Consider the following 22,870-nt stretch of genomic DNA (forward strand, 5'->3'; position numbering starts at 1 on the left):
TTGAATTATGCAGCAGCTAATAAACCTGAAAATCGGTTAAATACGTGGCCTATTATACCCTTTCTTTGTAGCATTCTTGCTAGTTTTTTCAAATTAAGGCATGCATAAGTAAGCCCGACCTTCATTTCCATTCGAGCTTTTCCATACATTTGTGTATATCTAAAGTTGTGGTTTTCTTTAGCAGTCCCAAATAGTCTCTCGATAGTCTCTTTACGAAGCTTATACAATTCTTTCATGCCAAGGGTATGTCTTATATCTTCGCATTTCTCCATGTATTCTTCCCAGATATGTCTGGTAACAACTTTTACATGATCTCTGCTTTCTGTACATTGGCTAAGGTATGGGCATTCGGAACATATATGTTTACAACTTTTGTATTCTTTATAGCCATCCCTGTTTGTTGTACTATATCGAAGAATCTGATTGTTAGGACAAATGTAGCAATCGTAGTATTCGTCATATACATACTCATATTTCTTGAAGAATCGCTCTTTAGTCATTGGTTGTTTGTATGGAAATAGAGGTGTGATTCCTTTATCAATAAGTAGTTTTGCTATTGCCGGAGTTTTATATCCGGCGTCTGCTATTAGAGTTCTTATTCCGATATCTTCTATCTTGTCAAATAACCCTTTAAATGTTCTGCTATCATGCTCATTTCCAGGACTAACAGTATAACCTAGAATCCATCCGTTCTTATCACATGCTGTTTCTATAGAGTAGGCAAAAACTTGCTTATGTTCTCCTTTGTGAAACCAGCCGCTTTCAGGATCTGTCGTACTTTCTTTTATTTCTTTTGTGTTTCCGGATGTTCCTCCGGATGAATGATTATTATCATCTGAATTGTCTTTTTCCTTAAGAGGTTTTTTGCCTTTTTTCTCTCTATCATCATTTATCTCTTTTTTGAGAAGTTCTTCATAGAAAAGTGCCTCTTCCTGAGCTATGCGTTTTCTCATCTTTTTATTATTAGCTCTTGCTTTTACATGCGTCGCATCCACAAAAACTTCTGTTGGATCTACTAACTTCCATTTGTAACAGTCTTCAAGAATCTTAGCAAAAATCTGTTCAAATAAATCTGTATCTTTGAATCGTCGAGTATAATTCTTTCCAAATGTAGAAAAATGAGGAACTGGGTCATACATTTCAAGTCCCAAGAACCAGCGGTAAGCAACATTTACTTCAATGTCTTTGATGGTTTGGCGCATACTTTTAATGCCATACAGATACTGAATGAATGGGATTTTAATTAGTACAACAGGGTCAAGGCTTGGCCGACCGTTATCTAAACAATACTTATCCTCAACCAGATCATAAATAAAAGACCAGTCTATAGCCTTATCAATAAGGCGTAAGAGATGGTCTTGAGGCACTAAATCATCCATACAGAACATTTGAATCTGTTCTCTATTCTTATCAGTATTCTGAGTCATCATAGGCGGCTTACCTCCTTAAAAATGATACATTAATTATACCATAAAAAGGGCAGTAAAGCCAGTAAATATAAGGGTTTACGCAGTTTTTTGATATAGAAAAATCAGGGGCAGCGCCCCTGACTTTGTCTACAGTCTGACGAGAGAGAATTATTATTCTCTCTCGTTTTTGCATCTTATATTGTCAGATATTCAAGTATGGCGACTCCCCATGGTGGAAGAGTGATCTTTTCATCTTTGAGGATCTTCTTATTATCATAAGGGTCTGCTACAGTATTATTCATGATTAGATTGGCATCGCCTGCGATATTACTGAAGGTAAGATCATCAGGTGTATAGTTAAGGAAGAAGAGAACATGATTACCGGCATCATTTATTCCCTGCTTAACAGTAAGGCCTTTCTTGTTATCAAATGATAGTTTTGCATCTTCCTTAAAATCTATTCTCTGAAGAAAATCAGAAAGGATGGCAGACATAAGTTTTTCATCAGGAAGAGTTGCTATATACATAGCTTTTCCTTTGCCGTAGGAATTAACAGTTACTGCGGAATAATCACCCCAGAATTTATGCTGATAATTAGCGATGGATTCAGCAGTGTCACGCTTTACAAGTTCCATCCATTCCGAACATTCTCCGGTAACTATATTATCTTCGCCGTTTTCTTTATCAGAAACAGTAACGGATATTTTAAGATCTGTCGGATGAGTGAACTGGTCATAATGTATACCCAGTGATTTGTTGATTATATGAGGCTGGGTGTCGCAATAAATCTTTAAATGTTCGTCTGCAAATCCGGTTTTAAATGTAGCGATGATATTTCCACCGGTTTCTACGTATGTATTTATGGCATTTAAGAATTCGTCTTTAGCGCTGTAAAGTGCAGGAAGGATGACAAGGCTATATTCACTGAGGAGATTCTTATCAGCAGGAATAACATCAAATTCAATATTTAAATCTGACAGGCTGTCAGCTATACGTCGGTAGACTGCATTGTAGGATGAGTCACCATTATTTGCTGTAGGAAATTCAATAAGTCCTGTCAGGGAATTGTTGTCCATAACTACAGCAATTTTATTGATCTTCTTAAGGTTTTTGATGTAATCTCCAATCTTCTTCAGATCGTTTCCTATGGTTGAAATCTCGCGGTAGGTTTCATTTTCTGCAAGGTCATGGGAGAGTATACCCTTCCAGTAACTTTCGATTGCATTATGGATACTGTGCCAATGCCAGTACATTACAGCATTCGCACCATTTGCTATGTGACTGAATGCATGAAGTCTTAACTGTCCCGGGAAAGGAAGCCATCTCAGATTGCCCTGAGCTTCAGTTTCAAGAAGCAGGTAGTTGTCACGTTTTAAACCTCTTATGAGATTTCCACAGGCGGTTATCTCATGACCTGTAAGATCATACTGAGACGGATGATAGATATCGCATCCGGCAACATCCATACGCTTTGCAGCCTCGCGCTGATCGGCTTCAGGATGCATTCCGTAAGAGAAGGTATGCCACTCAAAATCAAAATTATGAGTGATGAACTGGTCCGGACGTTTATATTCCGATACGATATCCAGTTGCCAGTTAAGATAATCTGTAACAATCTTTCGCTGGAATTTTTTGAACTCTGCATCGATACTTTCATTGATAGTCTGCTTGATATCAGGGAAATGTTCCCAGTTGTCAACTCTGTTACTCCAGTAATCAAGACCGAATTCATGGTTAAATGAATTGATATCAGGGAATTTCTCCTTGAGATATTCTACAAAAAGTTTCTGAGGCCTTTCGCCACAGCTGTCATAAGTATGTGTTTCATTGTCGAGCTGATATCCGATAACGCAAGGTCTGTCTTTTACCTGTTCCATAAGTTTTCTGATGATCCTCTCGGCATATTTTCTGAAAATAGGAGAGGTTACATCCATATTCTGTCTTGGACCGTAAGTATTCTGGCCATGATGAGTCATGGCGAGGATATCATCTGCTTTATCTGCAAGCCATGATGGGATTGCATATGTAGGCGTTCCGACTATAACTGACAGGTTGTACTTCTCTGCACAGTCAAGCATTCTATGTAAATGAGTAAAATCGAAACGACCTTCTTCAGGTTCCCAGGTACTCCATGTTGATTCTGCAATTCTTATGGTATTGATGCCGGCTTTAACCATCATTTCCATATCTTTTTCAATTCTGTCATAAGGCATATATTCATCATAATATGCTGCTCCGAATAAGATATTATTTACTTTCATACTGATCCTCGGCTTTCTTTTGGTTGATCTTTCGGTTGGTCTTTTGGTTGATCTTTCATTACTTGACTTGATTCGGCTAAAATATCTAAAAACACACGAATAACAACGTGTGCAACCGATTGCTCAAACTCAGTATAACATGAATCGTTAAAAAAGAAACATATTTTTAAAAAAACTTCAGAAATTGTGCAAAATGTATAAATAAAATCCTTGAAATTCGGCAATATTACATATTTCATTTATTTTTGTAAACAGTTATACTGCAACTATGGACAACCGATTGCGCAACCGGATTTTACGTGATTGCGGCAAGGTTGACCATAGTTGTTCCTAAATTTGTTTAGGATGATCGTAAAAGCACGGCGGATCGTCCGACTCGTTAATGTCATTGTTATAACTACCCATAATAAATGCGTGCTTCACAAGAAAGCCTCCTGCGGCGTCCCTTATTTTCCGCAGGACGTGCTGACTATTTATTCCGTTAAAAGCGGATGATCATAGATACTGAAATTTAAGGAGGTTAAAGAAAAGAATGGATAAGTTTGTGGTTAATATCATTCACCGCCCGGAACTTGTTCCGGAGTATTCTGCAACTGTCACAGGACAGGGCAAAGAAGAGGATATCGGAGATAAGAAGCTTCTTAATGAGTCTCTTGATATTTTTAAAACACAGCAAAGACTTGCTCATGAAAATGGACTTAAGTGTACTATCCAGATGACATATGCTTCTCTTTTCAATGATGAAGCAGTGGAAATAGCAAAACATGATCATGAAGTATACGGAGATGAGATCGCACTTTCTTTACTTGGACTTCCATGCGAGGAGTTTAGAGAGAAGTATAAGACAAAGGATTTCTGTATATGGATGTTCTCGATGGAAGATAAGAAGACCATCGTTACTGATGTATTTGAAAAGTTCCATGACAGATTCGGATTCTACCCTGAGTCAACAGGTTCATACTATATGGATGCCGACCTGATCAATTTCATCAAAGAAAAGTATCCTATGGTTAAATGTGCTATTGCAACATGTTGGGAAGAAGGACCAAAGGCATATCATACATGTAACAATTCATGGTATACACTTTTCGACGGAGGCCCATGGGCACCATGGATTCCTTCGAAGCAGAATACGCATGCACCTGCTGCAAATGAAGCAGAAGACAGCGGTATTGTTGCAATCCCTCATCTTTCAAGAGACCTTATTGCATGCTATGACGGAAATGGTTCGAACTTCGGTACACATCCGCAGAATGTACTTCGTGGAATGATCTATGATACAAAGACATGGGAGTATCCATATCTCTACAATCTCATCGATCAGTACCGTGCTCTTGAGAAATATAATAACGGATATGCTTACAACATGATGTTTGTAGGTCCGGGCTGGATGAATAAAATGGGACGTTGGGAAGCACCATACGAGCTTCTTCTCAAGTCTTATAGTGATGGATGTGCTTACTACGGTAAGCTCAAGAAAGAAGGACAGCTTGTAGATATGACTATGAGCGAGTTCGCTGATTACTATCGTCAGAAGAAGAGTTATACAGAGCCTGAATGTGCTCTTTGGAGAGATATTCTTTATGGTTCGGATAAGCAGCTTTTCTGGTACTGTGATCCATTTATGAGAGCCTGTGTAAATATGGAACAGGGCGGAGCGATTGTTGACCTTCGTCCATATGCAGCAAAGCTTGAGTGGCCTGTAGGAATCGGAACAAAGCATGTGCAGGATGCTTCATATCCATTCCTTATTCAGGAGAAATACCGTGCAGGTTATTTCACACATTATGCAGGTGAAGGAACAGTTCGTTCGGCAAAGCTTTCATATAAGGGTGAGGAAGTTGATCTTTGCCTCTGCCGTACAAAAGCTCATTTCTCTCAGGAAGGAAATGTAAGAATCCTTACGCTCGATCCTGTTGAAATACAGTTTAGTGACCTCACGGTTAAACTTCAGACCAAAGAATATTTCGAAGAAGGATCTTCAAATATCAAGATTGAAAGACATATACTTGAAATGAGTGATCCGACAGCCGAAGTTACACTTAATGAATATATGGTTGCATGTTACGGAACTACCGAATATCCGGAAGATATGACATGTATCACACTTAAGGTAACAGGCGATGAGGAAAAGACAATCAATTATGAATATAAATGTAGAGAGGAGTCGCTTCTCGGAGCAAAAGAAGCATCAGCTGTAATACCTGCTATTGAAACAAAAGTTTCAATTTCTGCAGATAATGCTGAAGCAGAAGGCTACATTAAAGAAGGATATGCATTTTCACCTATGTTTACTCTTGGGTTCAAGAAGAAGATATCTGATAAGGAGGTATTTGCTACATGGCTCAATCTGGAAAAGGCAAATTAAATTACAGATGTCCATCATGTTTCATGAGGGATCTGGATATAGATATGTTCTATGATAAGGACAAGGAAGAATATTATTGCTTGCGCTGTCAGTACACCGGAACAGAAGAAGACGTACTCCGTCTGAATGAAATGGTGCGTGTTCGATATAAAGCGATGAATAAGCGCTTTACAAAATTTGACTTCGATTAAAAGTTAAAACCTTTTACCCTAAAATGCAGCCGGAATCTACAACAGGATATCCGGCTGTTACCCTATAAGGAGAAGATTTATGAGAAAATATATTAAAGGCGTGGACCTCTCTACACTTTATGAATTGGAAAAATTAGGTGCGAAATATTATGATAACGGCAGCGAGAAAGGTATTCTCGAGATAATAAAATCATATGATATAGATACAGTGAGACTTCGTCTTTGGAATGATCCTTATTCGGAGGAAGGGGAAGCTTACGGAGCGGGAACAAATGATCTTCAGACAACTCTGGCCATCGGAAAGAAAGTAACTGAAGCGGGAATGGGAGTCCTTTTGAATTTTCATTATAGCGACTTCTGGGCAGATCCTGGAAAACAGTTTAAACCAAAAGCCTGGGAGCATTATACAGTCAAAGAGTTGGAAGAAGCTATTTATGATTATACATTTACATCAATCAAATATCTTCAGGATAATGGCGTAAATATCACACTTATCCAGATTGGAAATGAACTTTCAAACGGTCTTCTCTGGCCGGAAGGAAAAGTGCCTGAGTATGAAAATATAGCCCGATTTGTCAGCAGCGGACTCAGGGCTGCAAAGGCGGCAGACAGTAGCATTCCTCTCATGATACATCTTGATAATGGCGGAAATAATGAGCTTTATAGAAGATGGTTCGATAACTATTTTGAAAATGGCGGCGAGGATTTTGATATCATCGGAATGTCATATTATCCATTCTGGCACGGATCCCTTGCAAGTCTTACAGATAATATGAACGATATTGCCAAGAGATACGGCAAAGATATCATCATCGCAGAAGTATCTATGGGTTATACCATGGATGATTATAAGGAATTTGAGAAGCTTCCGGATGAAGAACGTAAGGGATATGCAACCAAACCGGCGCTTGTTGATGCCGTTGAATATCCGATGACTATAGACGGACAAAAAAGTTTTATGGAAGATATACTTAGAAGGATAGAAGCTGTTCCGGATAATAAAGGACGCGGATTCTTCTGGTGGGAGCCGGCATGGATACCGGTACCGGGAAGCGGATGGGCAACCCCGGCATCACTCATTTACATGAATGACAAAGGACCATGCGGAAATGAATGGGCCAACCAGGCACTGTTTGATTATAAAGGCAACGCCCTTCCGACGCTTAGTGTTATAAGGGATTATAAGCCTGTGGAATAAAAAATATATATACTTCATCATGAAAATGTTTTAATATATTCATGATGAAGTTTTTCTTTTTTGGAAGAAAGTACGTAAATTTAGATTTATAGATAAATAAAGGAATTGTATCAATGGCTAAGATTATTGTAGGAATGTCCGGAGGAGTGGACAGCGCAGTTGCGGCATATATTCTTAAGATGGCGGGACATGATGTTTCCGGTGTGACACTTCGTGTATGGATGAATATATTTGGAGAAGACAGCAGATGCTGTGAGATTGATGATGCCAGAAAAGCCTCTCATATGATAGGTATTCCGTATTATGTGGAAAACTGTGTTGAGGAATTTAATGAGAAGATCATCAAGAAATTTATAAATGATTATATTTCCGGCCTTACACCGAATCCATGTGTTGAATGCAATCGCTGTATTAAGTGGGATAAAATGATTGAGACTGCTGATATGATGCAGGCTGATTATGTGGCAACAGGCCACTATGCTCATGTGATAAGACTCGATAACGGAAGATATACGGTAAAGACTGCGGATCATGCTGAAAAAGATCAGACATATATGTTATACAGACTGACTCAGGATCAGTTAAAGAGAACTATTATGCCCCTTGGAGCACTATCTAAAGACGAAGTAAGAGAGATAGCCAAGAAGGCTGACCTTTTTGTTGCAAATAAGCCGGATTCTCAGGAAATATGTTTTGTTACTGACGGAAATTACGCAGAATATATAGAGTATAATTCAGAGACAGAAGTACCGGGCGAAGGTAATTTTGTTGATGAGGACGGAAATATCCTTGGAAGACATAAGGGTATAATTCATTATACTATCGGACAGAGAAAAGGACTGGGAATTGCCCTTGGACATCCGGTATTTGTTAAGGAGATAAATGCAGAGAAGAATGAAGTTGTTCTTTCTTTGGAGGACGCACTCTTTACAAATGAAGTGATATGCGGAAGGTTGAATTTCCTTAGTATTCCCGGTATTGAATCGGGTGAGGAGATTAGAGCTAATGCTAAGATAAGATATCATCATAAACCACAGGCGGCTACACTTTCCATGATCGGAGAAGATAAGCTGAAAATAGTTTTTGATGAACCTGTAAGAGCGGCTACACCGGGCCAGTCTTCTGTTTTCTATGATGAAAATGGATGTGTTATTGGTGGCGGAGTTATCGAAAAAGCTTAAATCAGTCGATATTTGATTTTCTTAATCTTGAAATGTTCCGGAGAAAAGTATGTTAATAGCATTATTAAATAATATTATAATACCGCTTCTGATGATATTATCCATTATCATAAAAGGGCAAAATATACCGGTAATGTTTCTTGGCGGCTTCCTTATGATAATCGTTTCATATTCCTGTGTTTCGGGAGATGATGCATTATCTGCAAAAGAAAACACAGGTTCGGATGCGGTGGGGAAAAGATTTCCACTGCTACTCCTGATAAAATGCATTACTGCATCTCTTTTTGCACTGTTCTCCGGCGGATTCTGGGGATTTTTCATTTTTGTTGTCATCGATGAATTAAAGGCATGGATGATAGTGGTTCTGGCAGAAGTAATATATATATGTTCAAATGTTATATCTTATATCAGAGATGTTCCGACGGGAAGAGAAGTTGCAAAAATGTTGATCTTTTCTTTGATAATAGCGGCTGGACATGCCATACTTTTAGCTTTAAAAGCGGTTATAAGGCAAAATGTCATCAGAAATATAGCTGCAAAAGAAAGGATCATGAAAACCAATATAAATGAAATGCATGAAAAAAGGCTGAATAGAGAACTTACCATTAAGAATTATCTTGCTGAAAAAAATGCGAGACTTGTGGAAAGAGAAAATATCAGCAGGAATATCCATAATAGCGTAGGTCATTCCATTACTGCGGCTATTATGACCCTTGATGCGGCTGATATGTTATATGATGTTAAGCCTGATGAAGCGAGAAAACGCATGAATGACGCGAATGAAAGAATGAGAGGCAGCCTTGAATCTATCAGAAGAGCTGTAAGAACTCTCGATGTTGAAACGGGAACTATTTCTGTTATTGATCTTAAAGCGTCTATGGATGCCATAATCGACGAATTTGTAATGGATACCGAAATGAAGGTTGATAAAATGTATGAAATGCCCAACAAAACTTATGTCAGTGATGCCGATAAGTTGTCAGAGGATGCATTGCCTGATGATAATGCCGGGGTATCCGGTGAGGAAGAGGACAGATCTGTAGAGATTCAGATACCTAGAGAACATGCGGAATTTCTTACGGGAGTACTTAAAGAGTTCCTTACAAATGGCGTGAAACATGGGAATGCGACGGAATATGTTGTATTACTTAAAGGCGATTCTGCTCACATAAGTCTGGTTGTTAAAGATAATGGTAAGAGTGACTTTACTCCTGAAAATAGCAGACGTCGTATAGAAAACGGTTTCGGTATAAAAAAGATCATTTCATATGTTGAAAGATGCGGCGGAAAGGCTGTATTTACGAATGAAAACGGATTTAGATCAGAGGTGGAACTGCCTATTTTATAAGAGTGGGAATTAGGTATTTAAATGTTCCGGAGGATGGATATGAGAAAAGTATTGTTGGTTGATGATGAAGTTATGCTGCTTGACAGTCTGGAGATAATACTTTCATTTAATGATATGGAGATTATCGGCAAGGCGACAGACGGAAATGCAGCGCTTGACATCTTAAAAGAGAAAAAGTGTGATATAGCCCTTGTGGATCTTAATATGAAAGGTATGGGCGGAATAGAGCTGATAGGACATATGAAACAGCTTTATCCTGAGATTAAGATACTTGTTCTTACAACATTTTATGATGATAAGAATATCACAGAGGCCATAAGTAACGGCGCTGAAGGATATCTTCTTAAGGATAGCGGAAAGGATGCTATTCTCGGGGCTGTAGATCAGATAATGGGCGGCAGTACAGTGCTGGATAAAAAAGTCATGGAAAGACTTACTGCACTTGTGGCAAATAATGCAGCAGCTCTTCTGGCAAATGATAATAATTCGACGGATAATGCAGCGGATGATCATGCAGAGAAAAATATCCGGGAAATCGGAGTTTATGGGGAACTTACGGAAAGAGAAAGGGAAATTGCTTCCCTTATAGTTGATGGATTTTCCAATAAGCAGATTGCCGATAAATTATATATTTCCGAAGGAACCGTCAAAAATTATATATCAAAGATATATGATAAAACAGGAATTCATGACAGAGTAAAACTTGTGGTTGCTTTGAAGGGATAGTTTTATGGTGTAAGATAATTTAATATTTATATCTAAAAAAGGCAGTGATAAGGTTCACTGCCTTTTTTCTATGTAATGACGAAGGTTTTGAAAGCAGGGAAGATATGATGGCAGATTATTGTTACAAATACTCGCTATAGCTTTTTATTATACACAATAATAGATTTTTGGAATTACTCTATAACCGGCAAAATAATATAGTATAAGAACCATAGTAAATTTCAAAATGCATACGCAGGTACAGCGTTAGACAGTATAGAAGGAAACATGAGGTGTATAAATGGATTTGAGTATTGAAACAAAATGTATGTATGGAGACAGAGAAGGGCTGAAGGGAGAACCGACAGGCTCAATTAGTTTCCCGATTTATCAGACAGCGACATATGCACATCCGGAAGTTGGAAAAAGTACAGGATTTGATTATTCGAGGTTACAGAATCCTACAAGACAGCATTTGGAGAGAGTAGTAGCATCATTGGAAAATGGTATCGATGCCTTGGCATTTTCAAGCGGAATGGCTGCGATTACAGCTCTGATGGAGATATTTAAACCGGGAGACCATTTGATTACAGATATTGATCTTTATGGTGGAAGTATACGTTTGTTTGACAATATCAACGAGAAGAACGGAATTTCATTTTCACATATTAACTGTAGTAAAGAAGATGTTGAGAGTTATATAAAGCCAAATACAAAGGCTATTTATATCGAAACTCCGACAAATCCTATGATGAATGTAGTCGATATCGAGAAAATGGCTGAAATCGCAAAGGCATATAAGCTTCTACTTATTGTTGATAATACATTTTTGTCACCTTATTTCCAGAATCCTTTGGATTTCGGTGCTGATATCGTTATTCACAGTGGAACGAAATTCCTTGGAGGACATAATGATACACTTGCCGGATTTGTAATTACAAACAGTACTGAAATATCCGACAAGATGCGCTTTATCATAAAAACCGTTGGTTCGGGACTTTCACCTTTTGACAGCTGGCTTATCTTAAGAGGAATCAAGACTCTTGCTGTACGAATGGAAAAATCTCAGGAGAATGCAATTGCAATAGTTGATTATCTGAGAAATGAGCCAAAGGTGAAAAATGTATATTATCCGGGAATTAAAGATTCGCCGGGATATGAGATAAGCAAGAGACAGTCAAGAGGTTTTGGATCGATGATAACATTCGAGGTAGAGAGTCCGGAACTTGCAAGACATATTCTGAAATATACAAAGCTTATTCCATTTGCGGAAAGTCTTGGAGGAGTCGAAACGCTTCTCACTTATCCATTTACTCAGACACATGCAGATGTACCTGAAGAGATCAGAAAGGCAAATGGTATCACCGAAAGTGTTCTTCGAATGTCTGTAGGTATTGAAGCCAAAGAAGATCTTGTAAATGATCTTAAAGAAGCAATAAGTTCTTATAAGGGCTGATATTAAACTGTTAGAAAGATGAGGGTGCCACCGTGGCAGAGAGAAATTTAAATTTTGATGAAATAATCGATAGAAAAGGAACAGATTGCCTCAAATATGATTTCGCTGTAAGAAGAGGAAGACCTAAAGATGTACTTCCTTTATGGGTGGCGGATATGGATTTTCAGACATCGTCTTATATTGAAGATGCTGTTATTGAAAGAACGAAGCATGGAATATTTGGATATACGGAAGTTGGCGAGGAGTACTTCAGTGCCCTTGCGGGATGGCAGAAGAGACATCATAACTGGGAGATAAGACCTGAATGGCTTATAAAAACTCCGGGAGTTGTATTCGCACTTGCTACTGCTGTAAAAGCTTTTACGGAACCGGGGGATAAGGTTCTCATACAGCAACCTGTATATTATCCGTTTACAGAAGTTATAGAAGACAATAAAAGAGTGAGGATCAGCAATGATCTTTATCTTGGAGATGACAACAGATATCATATAGACTTCGAAGATTTTGAGAGAAAGATAAAGGAGAATAATATTAAACTTTTCCTTCTTTGTAATCCTCATAATCCTTCGGGAAGAGTCTTCACAAAAGAAGAGCTGGAGAAGCTTGGAGATATATGTCTTAAATACAATGTTCTTGTTGTCAGCGATGAAATCCATAATGATTTTGTCTTTAAGGGTGAACATACGGTATTTGCTACCGTCAAAGAAGAATTTGCACAGAACTCTATCATCTGTACTTCGGCAAGCAAGACATTCAATCTTGCGGGAATGCTGATTTCCAACATACTGATTCCTAATCAGAAGATCAGAAGAAGATTCAGACAGGAGGTAAATGCTTCGGGTATCAGCCAGCTTGTTACACTTGGACTTACAGCGACGAAGGCTGCTTATCTTTATGGTGATGAATGGTATGAAGCAATGCTTTCCTATGTTAAGGCCAATATTGAATTTACAAGAGATTATGTAAGAGATAACCTTCCGGGCGTCGATATGATAGACGGAGAAGGAACATATCTTGTATGGCTGGATTTTAGGAAGACCGGAATCGATGTGGAAGAACTCGAGAGAAGAGTTATATATGAAGCAAAATTATGGCTGGACACCGGTATTATTTTCGGAAATACCGGAGAAGGGTTCCAGAGAATAAATGTAGCGGCTCCGAGAGCTATCGTAAAGGAGTGCTTAGACAGAATAAGAGATCATGTTATCTGATATATGAATTATTAAAATGAAGTAGGAGGTGTAACTCATGAAGAAAGTTTTATGTTTTGGAGATTCAAATACCTGGGGATATGATCCATGTACCAAAAACAGATTTCCGAAAGAGGTACGTTGGACCGGAATACTTCAGGGTAAACTTAAATATGAAGATACAAAGATTATAGAAGAAGGACTTGTGGGAAGAACTACTGTTTATGAAGACCTTAGAAGACCGGGATTAAAGGGCATAGAGAATATCATACGCATTTTTGATGGCCCTACTGATATCGACGCGGTTGTACTTATGCTTGGAACAAATGATTGTAAGACAGCAAATAAAACAACACCAAAGGATATCGCAAGAGGTATCGATAAATGTCTTGATGTGATACTCAAATATGTTCCTGCTGAGAAGGTGCTTTTGATATCACCTATTCATCTTGGGAAAAATGTATGGAAGAAGGAATTTGATCCTGAATTCAGTGAAGAATCAGTAAGGGTTTCAAAGGGACTTAAGAAGGAATACAGTAGAATAGCGGCTAAAAGGGGAGTGAATTTCCTTGCAGCGGCAGATTATGTATCGCCAAGCAGCAAGGATCAGGAGCATTTGAATGAAGCCGGACATAGCAGACTTGCGAATATTATTTACAATAAACTTATAAATATGAATGTCTGCTGCGCCTGTTGATAGAAAGTAATAGGTAATAAATATGACTATAACACAGTTAAAGTATGTCATTGCGATTGCAAAAACAGGGTCTTTCCGTGAAGCTGCAAGTAAGCTGTACGTATCACAGCCGGCAATCTCTTCAACCATAAGAGAACTTGAGGAGGAGCTGGGCATACAGCTTTTTGAGAGAACCAATAAAGGCGTCTGGGTAACAGAAAGAGGAAATGAATTTCTGATGTATGCCAAAGAAGCCGTTGGACAGTTTGAACTTATAGAAGACAGATTTATCGATAGAGATAAAGATAAGAAGCATTTTAGCGTTTCTATGCAGCATTATGTATTTGCTGTTCATGCCTTTGTTAATGCTATAGAGCATTTTGACAAATCAAAATATGTATATTCCGTACATGAAACCAAAACAGAAGAAGTACTTAATAATGTGAAAAATATGAAGAGCGAAGTAGGTGTCATTTCATTTTCAAAGAGTAATGAAAAGGTAATGAAAAAGCTTCTTAGAGATTTCCACCTTAAATTTGTGGAGGTCATGGTTAGGGATACCTATGTATATGTATGGAAGGAACACCCTTTAGCAAACAGGGAGGAAGTGTCACTTAGGGATCTTAAAGAGTATCCTTGTGTTCTTTTTGACCAGAATTCCGAAAGTGAATTTTATCTCGCCGAGGAAGCCTTTGGTGATTATGATTTCGATAAGGTGATCAAATCTACTGACAGGGCGACTTCAGCGGAGCTTATATCAACACTTAACGGATATTCTATAGGGATAGGAAATCTCATCGAGAGTAAAGTGATGAATTCAGGATTCCTTGCGATAAAGTTAAAAGAAGATGATCCTCTTACTATTGGATATATAATCAGAGATAATCATAAGGTAAGTGATATCGGCGAAAAATATATCGAAGAGTTACTGAAATATAAACAATGAGATAAAAAAAACTTATCACGAATGATAAAGTTTAAGAATTAGTCAGAAAAGGTTTTATGTATTATAGTTTGTTTTACATTGAAGCCGGATCTGACCGGTGTATCGGAGAAGAAAAGCTTCTCCGGTTATTTTTTAGAAAGAAGAGGAAAATGAAATGAAGTTATTTTCAAAAGCTGCAAGAAAAAAAATAACAGCCTTGGTCCTGGCAGCGGGAGTAATGGTAATGGGATTTGCCGGATGTGGCAAAAGGGAGGAAAAGAAAGAAGGAGGAGTTGATGTTGTTATCGGAACAGCAAATGGTTCCCTTTGTCTCGCTCCACTTCATGTAGCAATAGATAATGGATACTTTGAAGAAGAATTTTCCAAAGAAGGTATCACATGGAAAACAGAAGAGATCGATATGGGAAATATCGGAGATCTCGTAGCATCAAATAAGATCGATGCTTCAACACAGCTTGCAGGCTCGATGATACCTCAGATAGACAATGGTCTTGAGATCACATTTACAGCCGGCATGCACACAGGTTGTACAAAGGTTTATACAAAGGAGTCTTCAGGTATCACAAAGCTGGCTGACCTTAAGAATAAAAAGATCGGTGTTCCTTCACTTGGTGATTCATCGGTTGTAGCACTTAAGAGAGCGCTTTATGACGAAGGAATAGGAGTTACAACAGAGAATCTTGAAGTTGAATGGGTTGTATACGGACTTACAGATCTTCCGCTTGCTCTTGAAAATGGAGCAGTTGATGCAGTTGCACTTCATGATCCGGTTGCCTATCAGGCAGAGCAGGAATACGGATTTACAAAGATCCTCGATCTTAGTACAGATGCAAAGTTTGCAGGCGAGTACTGCTGTATGTCATTTGTAACAAAGAGACTTGCAGAGAAGAATCCTAAAGCTGCAGCAGCTTACACAAGAGCAATCCTTAGAGCCTGTGCATTCGTTGAAGCAAATCCTGAAGAGGCAGCAAAGCTTCAGATAGACAATAACCAGTGTTCAGGCGATGTTGAGACAAATGCAAGCCTGCTTAGATCTTATAACTATTCGCCATCAGTAAACATCGCATCAGAAACTATCCATAATGCAGCGACAGAACTTATAAGGATCGGAGATCTTAAGTCAGATAATCCTGATGAATTCGTAAGTAAGGCATTTACAAAGTTCGACGGAGTTCCTGATTCATACAAATATGAGAATGGTGAATTTATCGAAGTAAAATAATTAACAGTAACAGGGTGAGGAGAAAATAAATGAAAAAGAAAGTTATTGCGGTGGCTAAAATATTAGCCATATATGTAGCCATAGCTTTATCTTTCCTGGTTTATTACGGAGTGGAAGGCAATGGCAAACAAAAGAAAACTGAACATCCATATTATCTGTACTTCATTTCTCTTATAGGAGCGTTTGTACTTATCGAAGTGATAATAGGATTATTCAATAAATCAATTAAAAAAAGAGTGCATTATAAAGCACCGTTCATAACAGGAATAATTGTTTTCCTGCTTTTGCTGAATTTCATAACAAGTAAGACATTGATTCTTCCGACGCTTTACTTCCCTTCACTTGACAGGATAATCGGACTGATCGTTGAACAAAGAAATTTCCTTCTCAGAAATGTTGGAGATTCTCTGGGACTTCTCTTTACAGGATTTCTTTGGGGAGCGTCAGTTGGTTTCTTCACAGGCCTTGCGCTTGGATATTTCAAAAATGTTGGCTATTGGCTTAACCCGGTAACAAAGGTAATCGGACCTATTCCGACAACAGCATGGATACCTCTTGCATTATCTACATTTCCTACAACAAGAGGAGCAAATATCTTCCTTATAGCATTTGCAGTTTGGTTCCCTGTAACTCTTATGACAAGCAGTGGAATCCAGAGCATCAATAATGTAAATTTCGAAGTTTCAAGAACACTCGGAGCATCAACATTATATCAGATAATTCATGTTGCTATTCCTGCAGCGATGCCAAGTATATTCCTTGGAGTTTTCTACGGAACCGTTTCATCATTTGCAACACTTATGGCAGTTGAAATGAATGGTAACTCAAGTGGTATCGGCTGGTATATCAACTGGCAGAAATCAGTAATGATGTATGACGGAGTTTATGCAGGACTTATAATCATCGCAACCATATGTTCATTAACACTGACAATACTCTTTAAAGTCAGAGATAAAGTACTTGTATGGCAGAAGGGAGTAATCAAATGGTAGGAGAGATAAAGATAAAAGATGTGCACAAATCATTTCCGAATACTGAGCCGGGAAAAGAAGATATTGTGGCATTAAACGGAATAAATCTTGAAATAAAGCCGGGATCATTTGTTAGTCTCATCGGTCCATCAGGATGCGGTAAGTCAACGCTTCTCAGAATCATAGGCGGACTTGACAGGGCAAGCGAAGGAGAGATTTATCTAGACGATAAAGAGATCAAGAAACCGGGAAGCGACAGAGGATTTGCTTTTCAGGGATCGAATCTTTTCCCTTGGCTTACAGTCGAGAACAATATAGCATTTGGCCTTAAAGCAAGACATATTTATAAAAAGGACAAAGAAGAAGTTCAGAATTTTGTAAAACTGGTTGGACTTGAAGGGTTTGAAAAATCTTACCCACACCAGTTATCAGGTGGTATGCAGCAGAGAGCATCTCTTGCACGAGCCCTTGTGGGACATCCTGCAGTGCTTCTTTTGGATGAGCCTTTGGGAGCTTTGGATGCATTCACAAGAATGAATCTTCAGGATGAGATCTTAAACATCTGGAAGAAGAATAATATGACAATGATCATGGTAACACATGACGTTGATGAAGCAATTTACATGTCAGATCAGGTTGTTGTTATGTCGGCAAGACCTTCTAAAGTCGAGGCGATAATTGATATAGACCTTCCAAGACCGAGAGCCAGAGCACAGGATACCTTCCAAGAATACAGAGCTAAAATCTTAAAAGAACTGGATCTCGGCGGAAAGGTTGAAGAAGTAGAATATTATTTATAAAAGAGAGGAATTACAGAAATGAAAAACAGAATTATATCAGGCTTATTATTTACATTAACAGGTGTACTTGTAATACTTATACCAACAGTACTTTTTCCGGTATGTGACAGTGAGATGATGAAAATGTCATGCTACTATACAAAGAGGGCGGAGATTGGTGTTGGAGCACTTATAGCAGTGATCGGACTTGTTTCACTTCTTATTAGTGATAAGAAGATAAGAATCGGACTTGCTATATCTGAGTTTTTCAATGCAGCACTTGTACTCTTACTTCCACTTAAACTTACAGGGCTTTGTAAGATGAGCGATATGTCATGCCGTGTTAAGACAGAACCTGCACTTATCGTTATAAGCATCGTGATATTTATAATATCAGCTGCAGAAGTATTATTTCTTGTCAAACAGGTGAAGAAGGATGGCCTCTCATAGAAAGAGAATTATTTTCAAATATATATTTAATAATGTAATACATAATTACATCTTCATTGTTATCATAATAATCCTGTCGGGAATGCTTTTCGCGGGGAGGGTAACAAGTGAGAGTTTGAAGAAGGCTTTAAATAATATGGAAAAGAGGTTCGGCTCCGACCTTATGCTTGTTCCCAAAGGGAGCAAGGAAAAGGCCGAGGGGCTGATCCTTGAAGGCCAAAGAAGTTCATTTTATTTTGAAAATATAAAGCCGGACGAACTAAATGGTGAAGAGGGAATAGAGAAGATAACAACACAGTATTTTTTAAAATCACTTTCGGCTGACTGTTGCAGCAGTGAAGTGCAGATCGTCTTTTTTAATCCCGATACCGACTTCCTGGTAGGACCATGGATCAAGGAAGAATATAAGAAAAAACTGGATAAGGATCAGGTAATAATCGGAAGTGATATTGATTACGGTAATAGCAACAAGAGAACGATAAAGCTTTTTGGCAAAGAGTATGATGTTGCGGCAAAGATGGATAAAACCGGAACAAGTCTTGATAATTCCGTTTATTTTTCTTTTGCATCCCGTGAAGGTGTTATCAAAGATGCGGAAGCAAAAGGCTCATTTATATCGGATAAGCAGAGAAGCAAGGAGCTTATATCTACAGTATATTTGAATGTTAAGGAAGGATATAAGACAGATGAAGTTCTTTCAACATGCCATAAGAAACTTGGCGAAGATTTTGATGTAGTATTTCCGAAAAGCCTGAATGAATCCATATCGAGAAATATCAAAGGTATAACCGGAATCATCAATACAGTGCTGGTGGTTGCGGGAATCTTTTTGCTTATAATGCTTTTCATTATAAATAAATTCTTTTCAGAACAGAAAAAAAGAGAGATATCGGTATTTCTTATACTGGGAAATTCCAGAAAAAAGATGATACAGATGATGGTAATAGAAGCCGTAACATTAACTGTCATAGGAACGGTTGTCGGATGTTTCATAGGAGCACTTGTGGTGATTCCGTTTGGTAAATATATCGGAATTACTTTAGGTATGCCATACCTTGGACCGTCAGTGGTCGATATACTGCTTCATTTTGCATTTTGTATCTTCGTTGTCCTGATACTTGTACTTATATCATGGATATTACTTTTTATCAGTGTAAAGAAAATGGATCCGTATCTGGCTCTAAAAAAGGAAGCGGAATAATATGGAATTAAAAGCTCAAAATATCAGTATGAAGTATCGAAAAAACGGAAGAAATGTATTGGAAGATGTAAGTCTGTCCGTGAAAGACGGTGATTATACAGCTCTTATGGGCGAGTCGGGAAGCGGGAAAAGTACACTGCTTGCAATAATGGCAGGTATACTAAGACCTACCGAAGGAGAGGTTCATTTTGATGACAAGAATTTGTATCGATTAAAAGATGCAGAACTTTCGGAGGTTCATAAAGAAGGAATTGCATTTGTTCCCCAGAGCAATATTTTCATTAAGAATCATACGGTATTGGAAAATATAATAACGCCACATATCATTCAAAAAGGAGCCGACGAAACTCTTCTTAGGGAAAAGGCTGAGGAGTATCTTGAAAGATTTGGGATAGCCGATCTTGCAAACAGATATCCTTACGAACTCTCGGGAGGTGAACAAAAGCGTGCATCGCTGGTGAGAACGCTTGTTACGGATCCGAAAGTTTTGATAGCGGATGAACCGACCACAGGTCTTGATAAGAAGACAGGGGCGCTCATTATGGATTCATTAAAAGAATATGCAGATTCGGGAAAAGCTGTACTTATCGCAACCCACGATGAACTTATAAAAGGTTACGAAATAAAGGCATTTTATATTGAAAAAGGTAAGATTACAGCTGCCGAATAAACTTATTTCGCGGGTTTCTTCTATAAGAATAAAGCATTTATCAGGGGAAAATTGCTATAGGTTTTAGTTATTACGAATGATAGTTATTTGAAAATTTTCAAATGAATTATTTAATGATAATATATAACCATTCCAAGAGAAAATAATCCAAGTGATAAATCATTATGAGATTGTGAGAAAATACAAAAATTCAAGGAGGAGAAAGAAATGAGCGATATTAAACAGAGTTCACTTGAACTTATCGGAGGAACACCATTATTACAGCTTAATGGTTATTCAAAGAAGAGAGAGATTACAGAAGCAACAGTGCTTGCAAAACTTGAGTACCTTAATCCGGCAGGATCGGTAAAGGACAGAGTAGCACTTGCCATGATAGAAGATGCAGAAAAGAATGGAGTTATCAAGCCGGGAGCAACAATCATCGAGCCTACAAGCGGAAATACAGGTATCGGACTTGCAGCAGTTGCAGCAGCTAAGGGATACAGAGCAATCCTTACACTTCCTGATACAATGAGTGTTGAGCGTAGAAATCTCTTAAAGGCATACGGAGCAGAAATCGTTCTTACAGAAGGTGCTAAGGGAATGAAGGGTGCGATCGCTAAGGCAGAAGAGCTCAATAAGGAAATTGAAAATTCAGTAATCCTTGGACAGTTCGTTAATCCGGCAAACCCTAAGATCCACAAAGAAACAACGGGTCCTGAAATCTGGGATCAGACAGAAGGAAAGGTTGACATCTTCGTAGCCGGTGTTGGTACAGGAGGAACTGTTACCGGTGTGGGTGAATACCTCAAGTCAAAGAATCCAAACGTTAAGATAGTTGCTGTTGAGCCTGCAACAAGTGCGGTTCTTTCAACAGGTAAGGCCGGAGCTCATAAGATTCAGGGTATCGGAGCCGGATTCGTACCGGATGTTCTTAATACAGAAATCTATGATGAGATCATCGCAATTGAAAATGAGGATGCATTTGCTGAAGGCAAAGCTTTCGCAGTTTCAGAAGGTATCCTCGTTGGTATTTCTTCAGGAGCAGCTCTTAAGGCAGCTGAGATCCTTGCTAAGAGACCTGAAAATAAGGGTAAAGTTATCGTAGCACTTTTACCTGACTCAGGTGACAGATACTTATCAACAGCATTATTCAGTAACTAAATAATAAGAATTAATTGTTCTCATAAAATGACTTAAAAGACCGGAGGTTGGCATAAAGATTGGTATTTTGGTTCATTTTTTGCAGACCTCTGGTTTTTTGCGGCCATTTTTAAGGGATTTTGGATGCCGTAGCCGCTGGTAAGGCATAGGTTCGCAAAGCTGAAGTTGTTGGTTCGAATCCAACCGGTATCGTTAATTTAATATCTTTCATTAAATAATACATCGGTTGAAATGATATGAAGATATGATTTTTTAGAGATAGAAAGGAGGCGTTTATGAGTAATACATATAAGGATTTACAAAATTCTCATCCATGCTTTGGTGGATATAAGAATAACGCAGGACGCATACATCTTCCGGTCAGTCCGGGTTGTAACATAGCTTGTAAGTTTTGCGACAGATCCATAAATGATGTTGAAGAACGCCCGGGTGTTACATCAAAGGTTTTAAAACCTGAAGAGAGTGTTGATATTTTGAAGAAAGCTTTGGACATTTGTCCGGATATAAAGGTTGCCGGTATTGCAGGACCGGGAGATACCCTTGCTACAGATAACGCTCTTCAGACATTCAAGATAATAAAAGAAAAGTTTCCTGATCTCATAAAGTGTATGAGTACAAACGGCCTTCTTCTTAATGAAAGGGCACAGGATGTTATAGATGTCGGAATAGACACATTAACAGTTACAGTAAATGCCGTTGATCCGGAGATTGAGAGTAAACTTAATGACTACATTATCTATCACGGAAAGAAGATAGAAGGTGTGGAAGGAGCAAAAATCTTAATTGAGAATCAGTTGGAAGGAATAAGAAAGGTTGCGGCAGCAGGCGTAACGATAAAGGTAAATACAGTGCTTGTTCCTGAGATAAACGGTGATCATATAGAAGAGATTGCAAAGACTGTTAAGGAAGCGGGAGCAACAATTTATAACATAATTCCTCTCATTCCTCAGCATAAATTAAAGGACTGCAAGCCACCGAGATGTCTTGATATAGATGGAGCAAGAACAAAAGCTTCCAAATATATAGATGTATTCAGACATTGTCAGCGATGTAGAGCTGATGCAGTCGGAGTTCCGGGAGTATCGGAATTTGGAGATCAGATATATCAGAGAAGATTAAATACAAAGGAGACGTTTTCTCATGGATAAAGTTTCGATTGCAGTTGCTTCCGGTGACGGAAAAGTTGTGAATGTTCATTTTGGAAAGGCCAGAAAGTTCTATATATATGAACTGGAAGATGACAAATTCACATTTAAAGAATTAAGAGAGTATCCTCCTGCATGTAGTGGTGAAGGCCACGATGATGACAAGCTCCGTGAAAATCTGAAGAATATATCAGATTGTGACTATCTTGTTATAGCGAAGATCGGAGATAGAGCGGCAGCACTTGCTGAAAATGAAGGGATTGTTCCATACGAGATACCGGGTGATATAGAGGAATCTCTGGAACAACTTAATAAGTTTTTGAAAGTAAAAGAATTATTCAATTAGTTAGTTGACTAAAT

General features: G+C 38.4%; 21 protein-coding genes and 1 tRNA gene. 20 read left to right on the top strand and 2 right to left on the bottom strand.

Annotated elements, in window-relative coordinates:
* Nucleotides 1-5: 5 nt before the first annotated feature.
* On the bottom strand, nucleotides 6-1,430 hold the full coding sequence (locus B5D25_RS01830; protein ID WP_078786046.1) for an IS1182 family transposase: 1,425 nt from the start codon (nucleotides 1,428-1,430) through the stop codon (nucleotides 6-8).
* Between the two features lie 173 nt (nucleotides 1,431-1,603).
* Nucleotides 1,604-3,670: a beta-galactosidase gene (locus B5D25_RS01835; protein WP_078786047.1), complete on the bottom strand. Its 2,067-nt coding sequence runs from the start codon at nucleotides 3,668-3,670 to the stop codon at nucleotides 1,604-1,606.
* Between the two features lie 532 nt (nucleotides 3,671-4,202).
* On the opposite strand from B5D25_RS01835, the gene B5D25_RS01840 reads away from it, so the two are divergent.
* The 20 genes from B5D25_RS01840 to B5D25_RS01935 all read left to right on the top strand — a co-directional run bounded on the left by B5D25_RS01840 (nucleotide 4,203) and on the right by B5D25_RS01935 (nucleotide 22,856).
* Complete coding sequence (locus B5D25_RS01840) at nucleotides 4,203-6,038, top strand: hypothetical protein (protein WP_078786048.1); 1,836 nt, start codon at nucleotides 4,203-4,205, stop codon at nucleotides 6,036-6,038.
* Entirely contained in the window at nucleotides 6,011-6,229 is a 219-nt protein-coding gene (locus tag B5D25_RS01845; protein ID WP_078786049.1) for a hypothetical protein, read from the top strand. The genes B5D25_RS01840 and B5D25_RS01845 overlap by 28 nt, the downstream gene beginning before the upstream one ends.
* Before the next feature lie 79 nt (nucleotides 6,230-6,308).
* Nucleotides 6,309-7,427, top strand: a complete 1,119-nt coding sequence (locus B5D25_RS01850; RefSeq protein ID WP_078786050.1) for a glycoside hydrolase family 53 protein — start codon at nucleotides 6,309-6,311, stop codon at nucleotides 7,425-7,427.
* Between the two features lie 113 nt (nucleotides 7,428-7,540).
* The gene (gene mnmA, locus B5D25_RS01855) at nucleotides 7,541-8,608 is read left to right on the top strand and encodes a tRNA 2-thiouridine(34) synthase MnmA (RefSeq protein ID WP_078786051.1); all 1,068 of its coding nucleotides are present in this window, start codon (nucleotides 7,541-7,543) and stop codon (nucleotides 8,606-8,608) included.
* A gap of 49 nt (nucleotides 8,609-8,657) precedes the next feature.
* Nucleotides 8,658-9,956 (top strand): sensor histidine kinase, encoded by a 1,299-nt coding sequence (locus B5D25_RS01860; RefSeq protein WP_078786053.1) that lies wholly within the window; start codon nucleotides 8,658-8,660, stop codon nucleotides 9,954-9,956.
* A 39-nt stretch (nucleotides 9,957-9,995) separates the two neighbouring features.
* A complete protein-coding gene (locus B5D25_RS01865; RefSeq protein WP_242870160.1) occupies nucleotides 9,996-10,682 on the top strand; it encodes a response regulator transcription factor in 687 nt (228 codons plus the stop codon).
* 280 nt (nucleotides 10,683-10,962) lie between these two features.
* On the top strand, nucleotides 10,963-12,117 hold the full coding sequence (locus tag B5D25_RS01870; RefSeq protein WP_078786055.1) for a trans-sulfuration enzyme family protein: 1,155 nt from the start codon (nucleotides 10,963-10,965) through the stop codon (nucleotides 12,115-12,117).
* Between the two features lie 32 nt (nucleotides 12,118-12,149).
* Nucleotides 12,150-13,328, top strand: coding sequence for a MalY/PatB family protein (locus B5D25_RS01875; protein ID WP_078786057.1), 1,179 nt, complete (start codon nucleotides 12,150-12,152; stop codon nucleotides 13,326-13,328).
* A gap of 37 nt (nucleotides 13,329-13,365) precedes the next feature.
* A complete protein-coding gene (locus B5D25_RS01880; protein ID WP_078786058.1) occupies nucleotides 13,366-14,004 on the top strand; it encodes a GDSL-type esterase/lipase family protein in 639 nt (212 codons plus the stop codon).
* A gap of 22 nt (nucleotides 14,005-14,026) precedes the next feature.
* Nucleotides 14,027-14,929, top strand: a complete 903-nt coding sequence (locus B5D25_RS01885) for a LysR family transcriptional regulator (RefSeq protein ID WP_078786060.1) — start codon at nucleotides 14,027-14,029, stop codon at nucleotides 14,927-14,929.
* 154 nt (nucleotides 14,930-15,083) lie between these two features.
* On the top strand, nucleotides 15,084-16,151 hold the full coding sequence (locus B5D25_RS01890) for an ABC transporter substrate-binding protein (protein WP_078786061.1): 1,068 nt from the start codon (nucleotides 15,084-15,086) through the stop codon (nucleotides 16,149-16,151).
* 29 nt (nucleotides 16,152-16,180) lie between these two features.
* The gene (locus B5D25_RS01895; RefSeq protein WP_078786062.1) at nucleotides 16,181-17,143 is read left to right on the top strand and encodes an ABC transporter permease; all 963 of its coding nucleotides are present in this window, start codon (nucleotides 16,181-16,183) and stop codon (nucleotides 17,141-17,143) included.
* Nucleotides 17,137-17,922, top strand: a complete 786-nt coding sequence (locus tag B5D25_RS01900; protein WP_078786064.1) for an ABC transporter ATP-binding protein — start codon at nucleotides 17,137-17,139, stop codon at nucleotides 17,920-17,922. The genes B5D25_RS01895 and B5D25_RS01900 overlap by 7 nt, the downstream gene beginning before the upstream one ends.
* An 18-nt stretch (nucleotides 17,923-17,940) precedes the next feature.
* On the top strand, nucleotides 17,941-18,351 hold the full coding sequence (locus tag B5D25_RS01905; RefSeq protein ID WP_078786065.1) for a DUF4418 family protein: 411 nt from the start codon (nucleotides 17,941-17,943) through the stop codon (nucleotides 18,349-18,351).
* Nucleotides 18,352-18,487: 136 nt separating this feature from the next.
* Complete coding sequence (locus B5D25_RS01910; RefSeq protein ID WP_159444050.1) at nucleotides 18,488-19,552, top strand: ABC transporter permease; 1,065 nt, start codon at nucleotides 18,488-18,490, stop codon at nucleotides 19,550-19,552.
* A gap of 1 nt (nucleotide 19,553) precedes the next feature.
* Nucleotides 19,554-20,222, top strand: coding sequence for an ABC transporter ATP-binding protein (locus B5D25_RS01915; RefSeq protein ID WP_078786067.1), 669 nt, complete (start codon nucleotides 19,554-19,556; stop codon nucleotides 20,220-20,222).
* Between the two features lie 207 nt (nucleotides 20,223-20,429).
* On the top strand, nucleotides 20,430-21,365 hold the full coding sequence (gene cysK / locus B5D25_RS01920) for a cysteine synthase A (protein ID WP_078786068.1): 936 nt from the start codon (nucleotides 20,430-20,432) through the stop codon (nucleotides 21,363-21,365).
* Between the two features lie 122 nt (nucleotides 21,366-21,487).
* Nucleotides 21,488-21,557 (top strand) — tRNA-OTHER (locus B5D25_RS01925).
* An 83-nt stretch (nucleotides 21,558-21,640) separates the two neighbouring features.
* Complete coding sequence (locus B5D25_RS01930; protein ID WP_078786069.1) at nucleotides 21,641-22,513, top strand: radical SAM protein; 873 nt, start codon at nucleotides 21,641-21,643, stop codon at nucleotides 22,511-22,513.
* Entirely contained in the window at nucleotides 22,506-22,856 is a 351-nt protein-coding gene (locus B5D25_RS01935) for a NifB/NifX family molybdenum-iron cluster-binding protein (protein WP_078786070.1), read from the top strand. The genes B5D25_RS01930 and B5D25_RS01935 overlap by 8 nt, the downstream gene beginning before the upstream one ends.
* Nucleotides 22,857-22,870: the final 14 nt, after the last annotated feature.

It is taken from the genome of Eubacterium ruminantium (assembly GCF_900167085.1).
Classification (GTDB): domain Bacteria; phylum Bacillota; class Clostridia; order Lachnospirales; family Lachnospiraceae; genus Eubacterium_Q; species Eubacterium_Q ruminantium.

Coding starts and splice junctions, on each gene's coding strand:
- B5D25_RS01830 (WP_078786046.1), bottom strand. CDS start 1,430: ATGATGACTCAGAATACTGATAAGAATAGAGAACAGATTCAAATGTTC.
- B5D25_RS01835 (WP_078786047.1), bottom strand. CDS start 3,670: ATGAAAGTAAATAATATCTTATTCGGAGCAGCATATTATGATGAATAT.
- B5D25_RS01840 (WP_078786048.1), top strand. CDS start 4,203: ATGGATAAGTTTGTGGTTAATATCATTCACCGCCCGGAACTTGTTCCG.
- B5D25_RS01845 (WP_078786049.1), top strand. CDS start 6,011: ATGGCTCAATCTGGAAAAGGCAAATTAAATTACAGATGTCCATCATGT.
- B5D25_RS01850 (WP_078786050.1), top strand. CDS start 6,309: ATGAGAAAATATATTAAAGGCGTGGACCTCTCTACACTTTATGAATTG.
- mnmA (WP_078786051.1), top strand. CDS start 7,541: ATGGCTAAGATTATTGTAGGAATGTCCGGAGGAGTGGACAGCGCAGTT.
- B5D25_RS01860 (WP_078786053.1), top strand. CDS start 8,658: ATGTTAATAGCATTATTAAATAATATTATAATACCGCTTCTGATGATA.
- B5D25_RS01865 (WP_242870160.1), top strand. CDS start 9,996: ATGAGAAAAGTATTGTTGGTTGATGATGAAGTTATGCTGCTTGACAGT.
- B5D25_RS01870 (WP_078786055.1), top strand. CDS start 10,963: ATGGATTTGAGTATTGAAACAAAATGTATGTATGGAGACAGAGAAGGG.
- B5D25_RS01880 (WP_078786058.1), top strand. CDS start 13,366: ATGAAGAAAGTTTTATGTTTTGGAGATTCAAATACCTGGGGATATGAT.
- B5D25_RS01885 (WP_078786060.1), top strand. CDS start 14,027: ATGACTATAACACAGTTAAAGTATGTCATTGCGATTGCAAAAACAGGG.
- B5D25_RS01890 (WP_078786061.1), top strand. CDS start 15,084: ATGAAGTTATTTTCAAAAGCTGCAAGAAAAAAAATAACAGCCTTGGTC.
- B5D25_RS01895 (WP_078786062.1), top strand. CDS start 16,181: ATGAAAAAGAAAGTTATTGCGGTGGCTAAAATATTAGCCATATATGTA.
- B5D25_RS01900 (WP_078786064.1), top strand. CDS start 17,137: ATGGTAGGAGAGATAAAGATAAAAGATGTGCACAAATCATTTCCGAAT.
- B5D25_RS01905 (WP_078786065.1), top strand. CDS start 17,941: ATGAAAAACAGAATTATATCAGGCTTATTATTTACATTAACAGGTGTA.
- B5D25_RS01910 (WP_159444050.1), top strand. CDS start 18,488: ATGGAAAAGAGGTTCGGCTCCGACCTTATGCTTGTTCCCAAAGGGAGC.
- B5D25_RS01915 (WP_078786067.1), top strand. CDS start 19,554: ATGGAATTAAAAGCTCAAAATATCAGTATGAAGTATCGAAAAAACGGA.
- cysK (WP_078786068.1), top strand. CDS start 20,430: ATGAGCGATATTAAACAGAGTTCACTTGAACTTATCGGAGGAACACCA.
- B5D25_RS01930 (WP_078786069.1), top strand. CDS start 21,641: ATGAGTAATACATATAAGGATTTACAAAATTCTCATCCATGCTTTGGT.
- B5D25_RS01935 (WP_078786070.1), top strand. CDS start 22,506: ATGGATAAAGTTTCGATTGCAGTTGCTTCCGGTGACGGAAAAGTTGTG.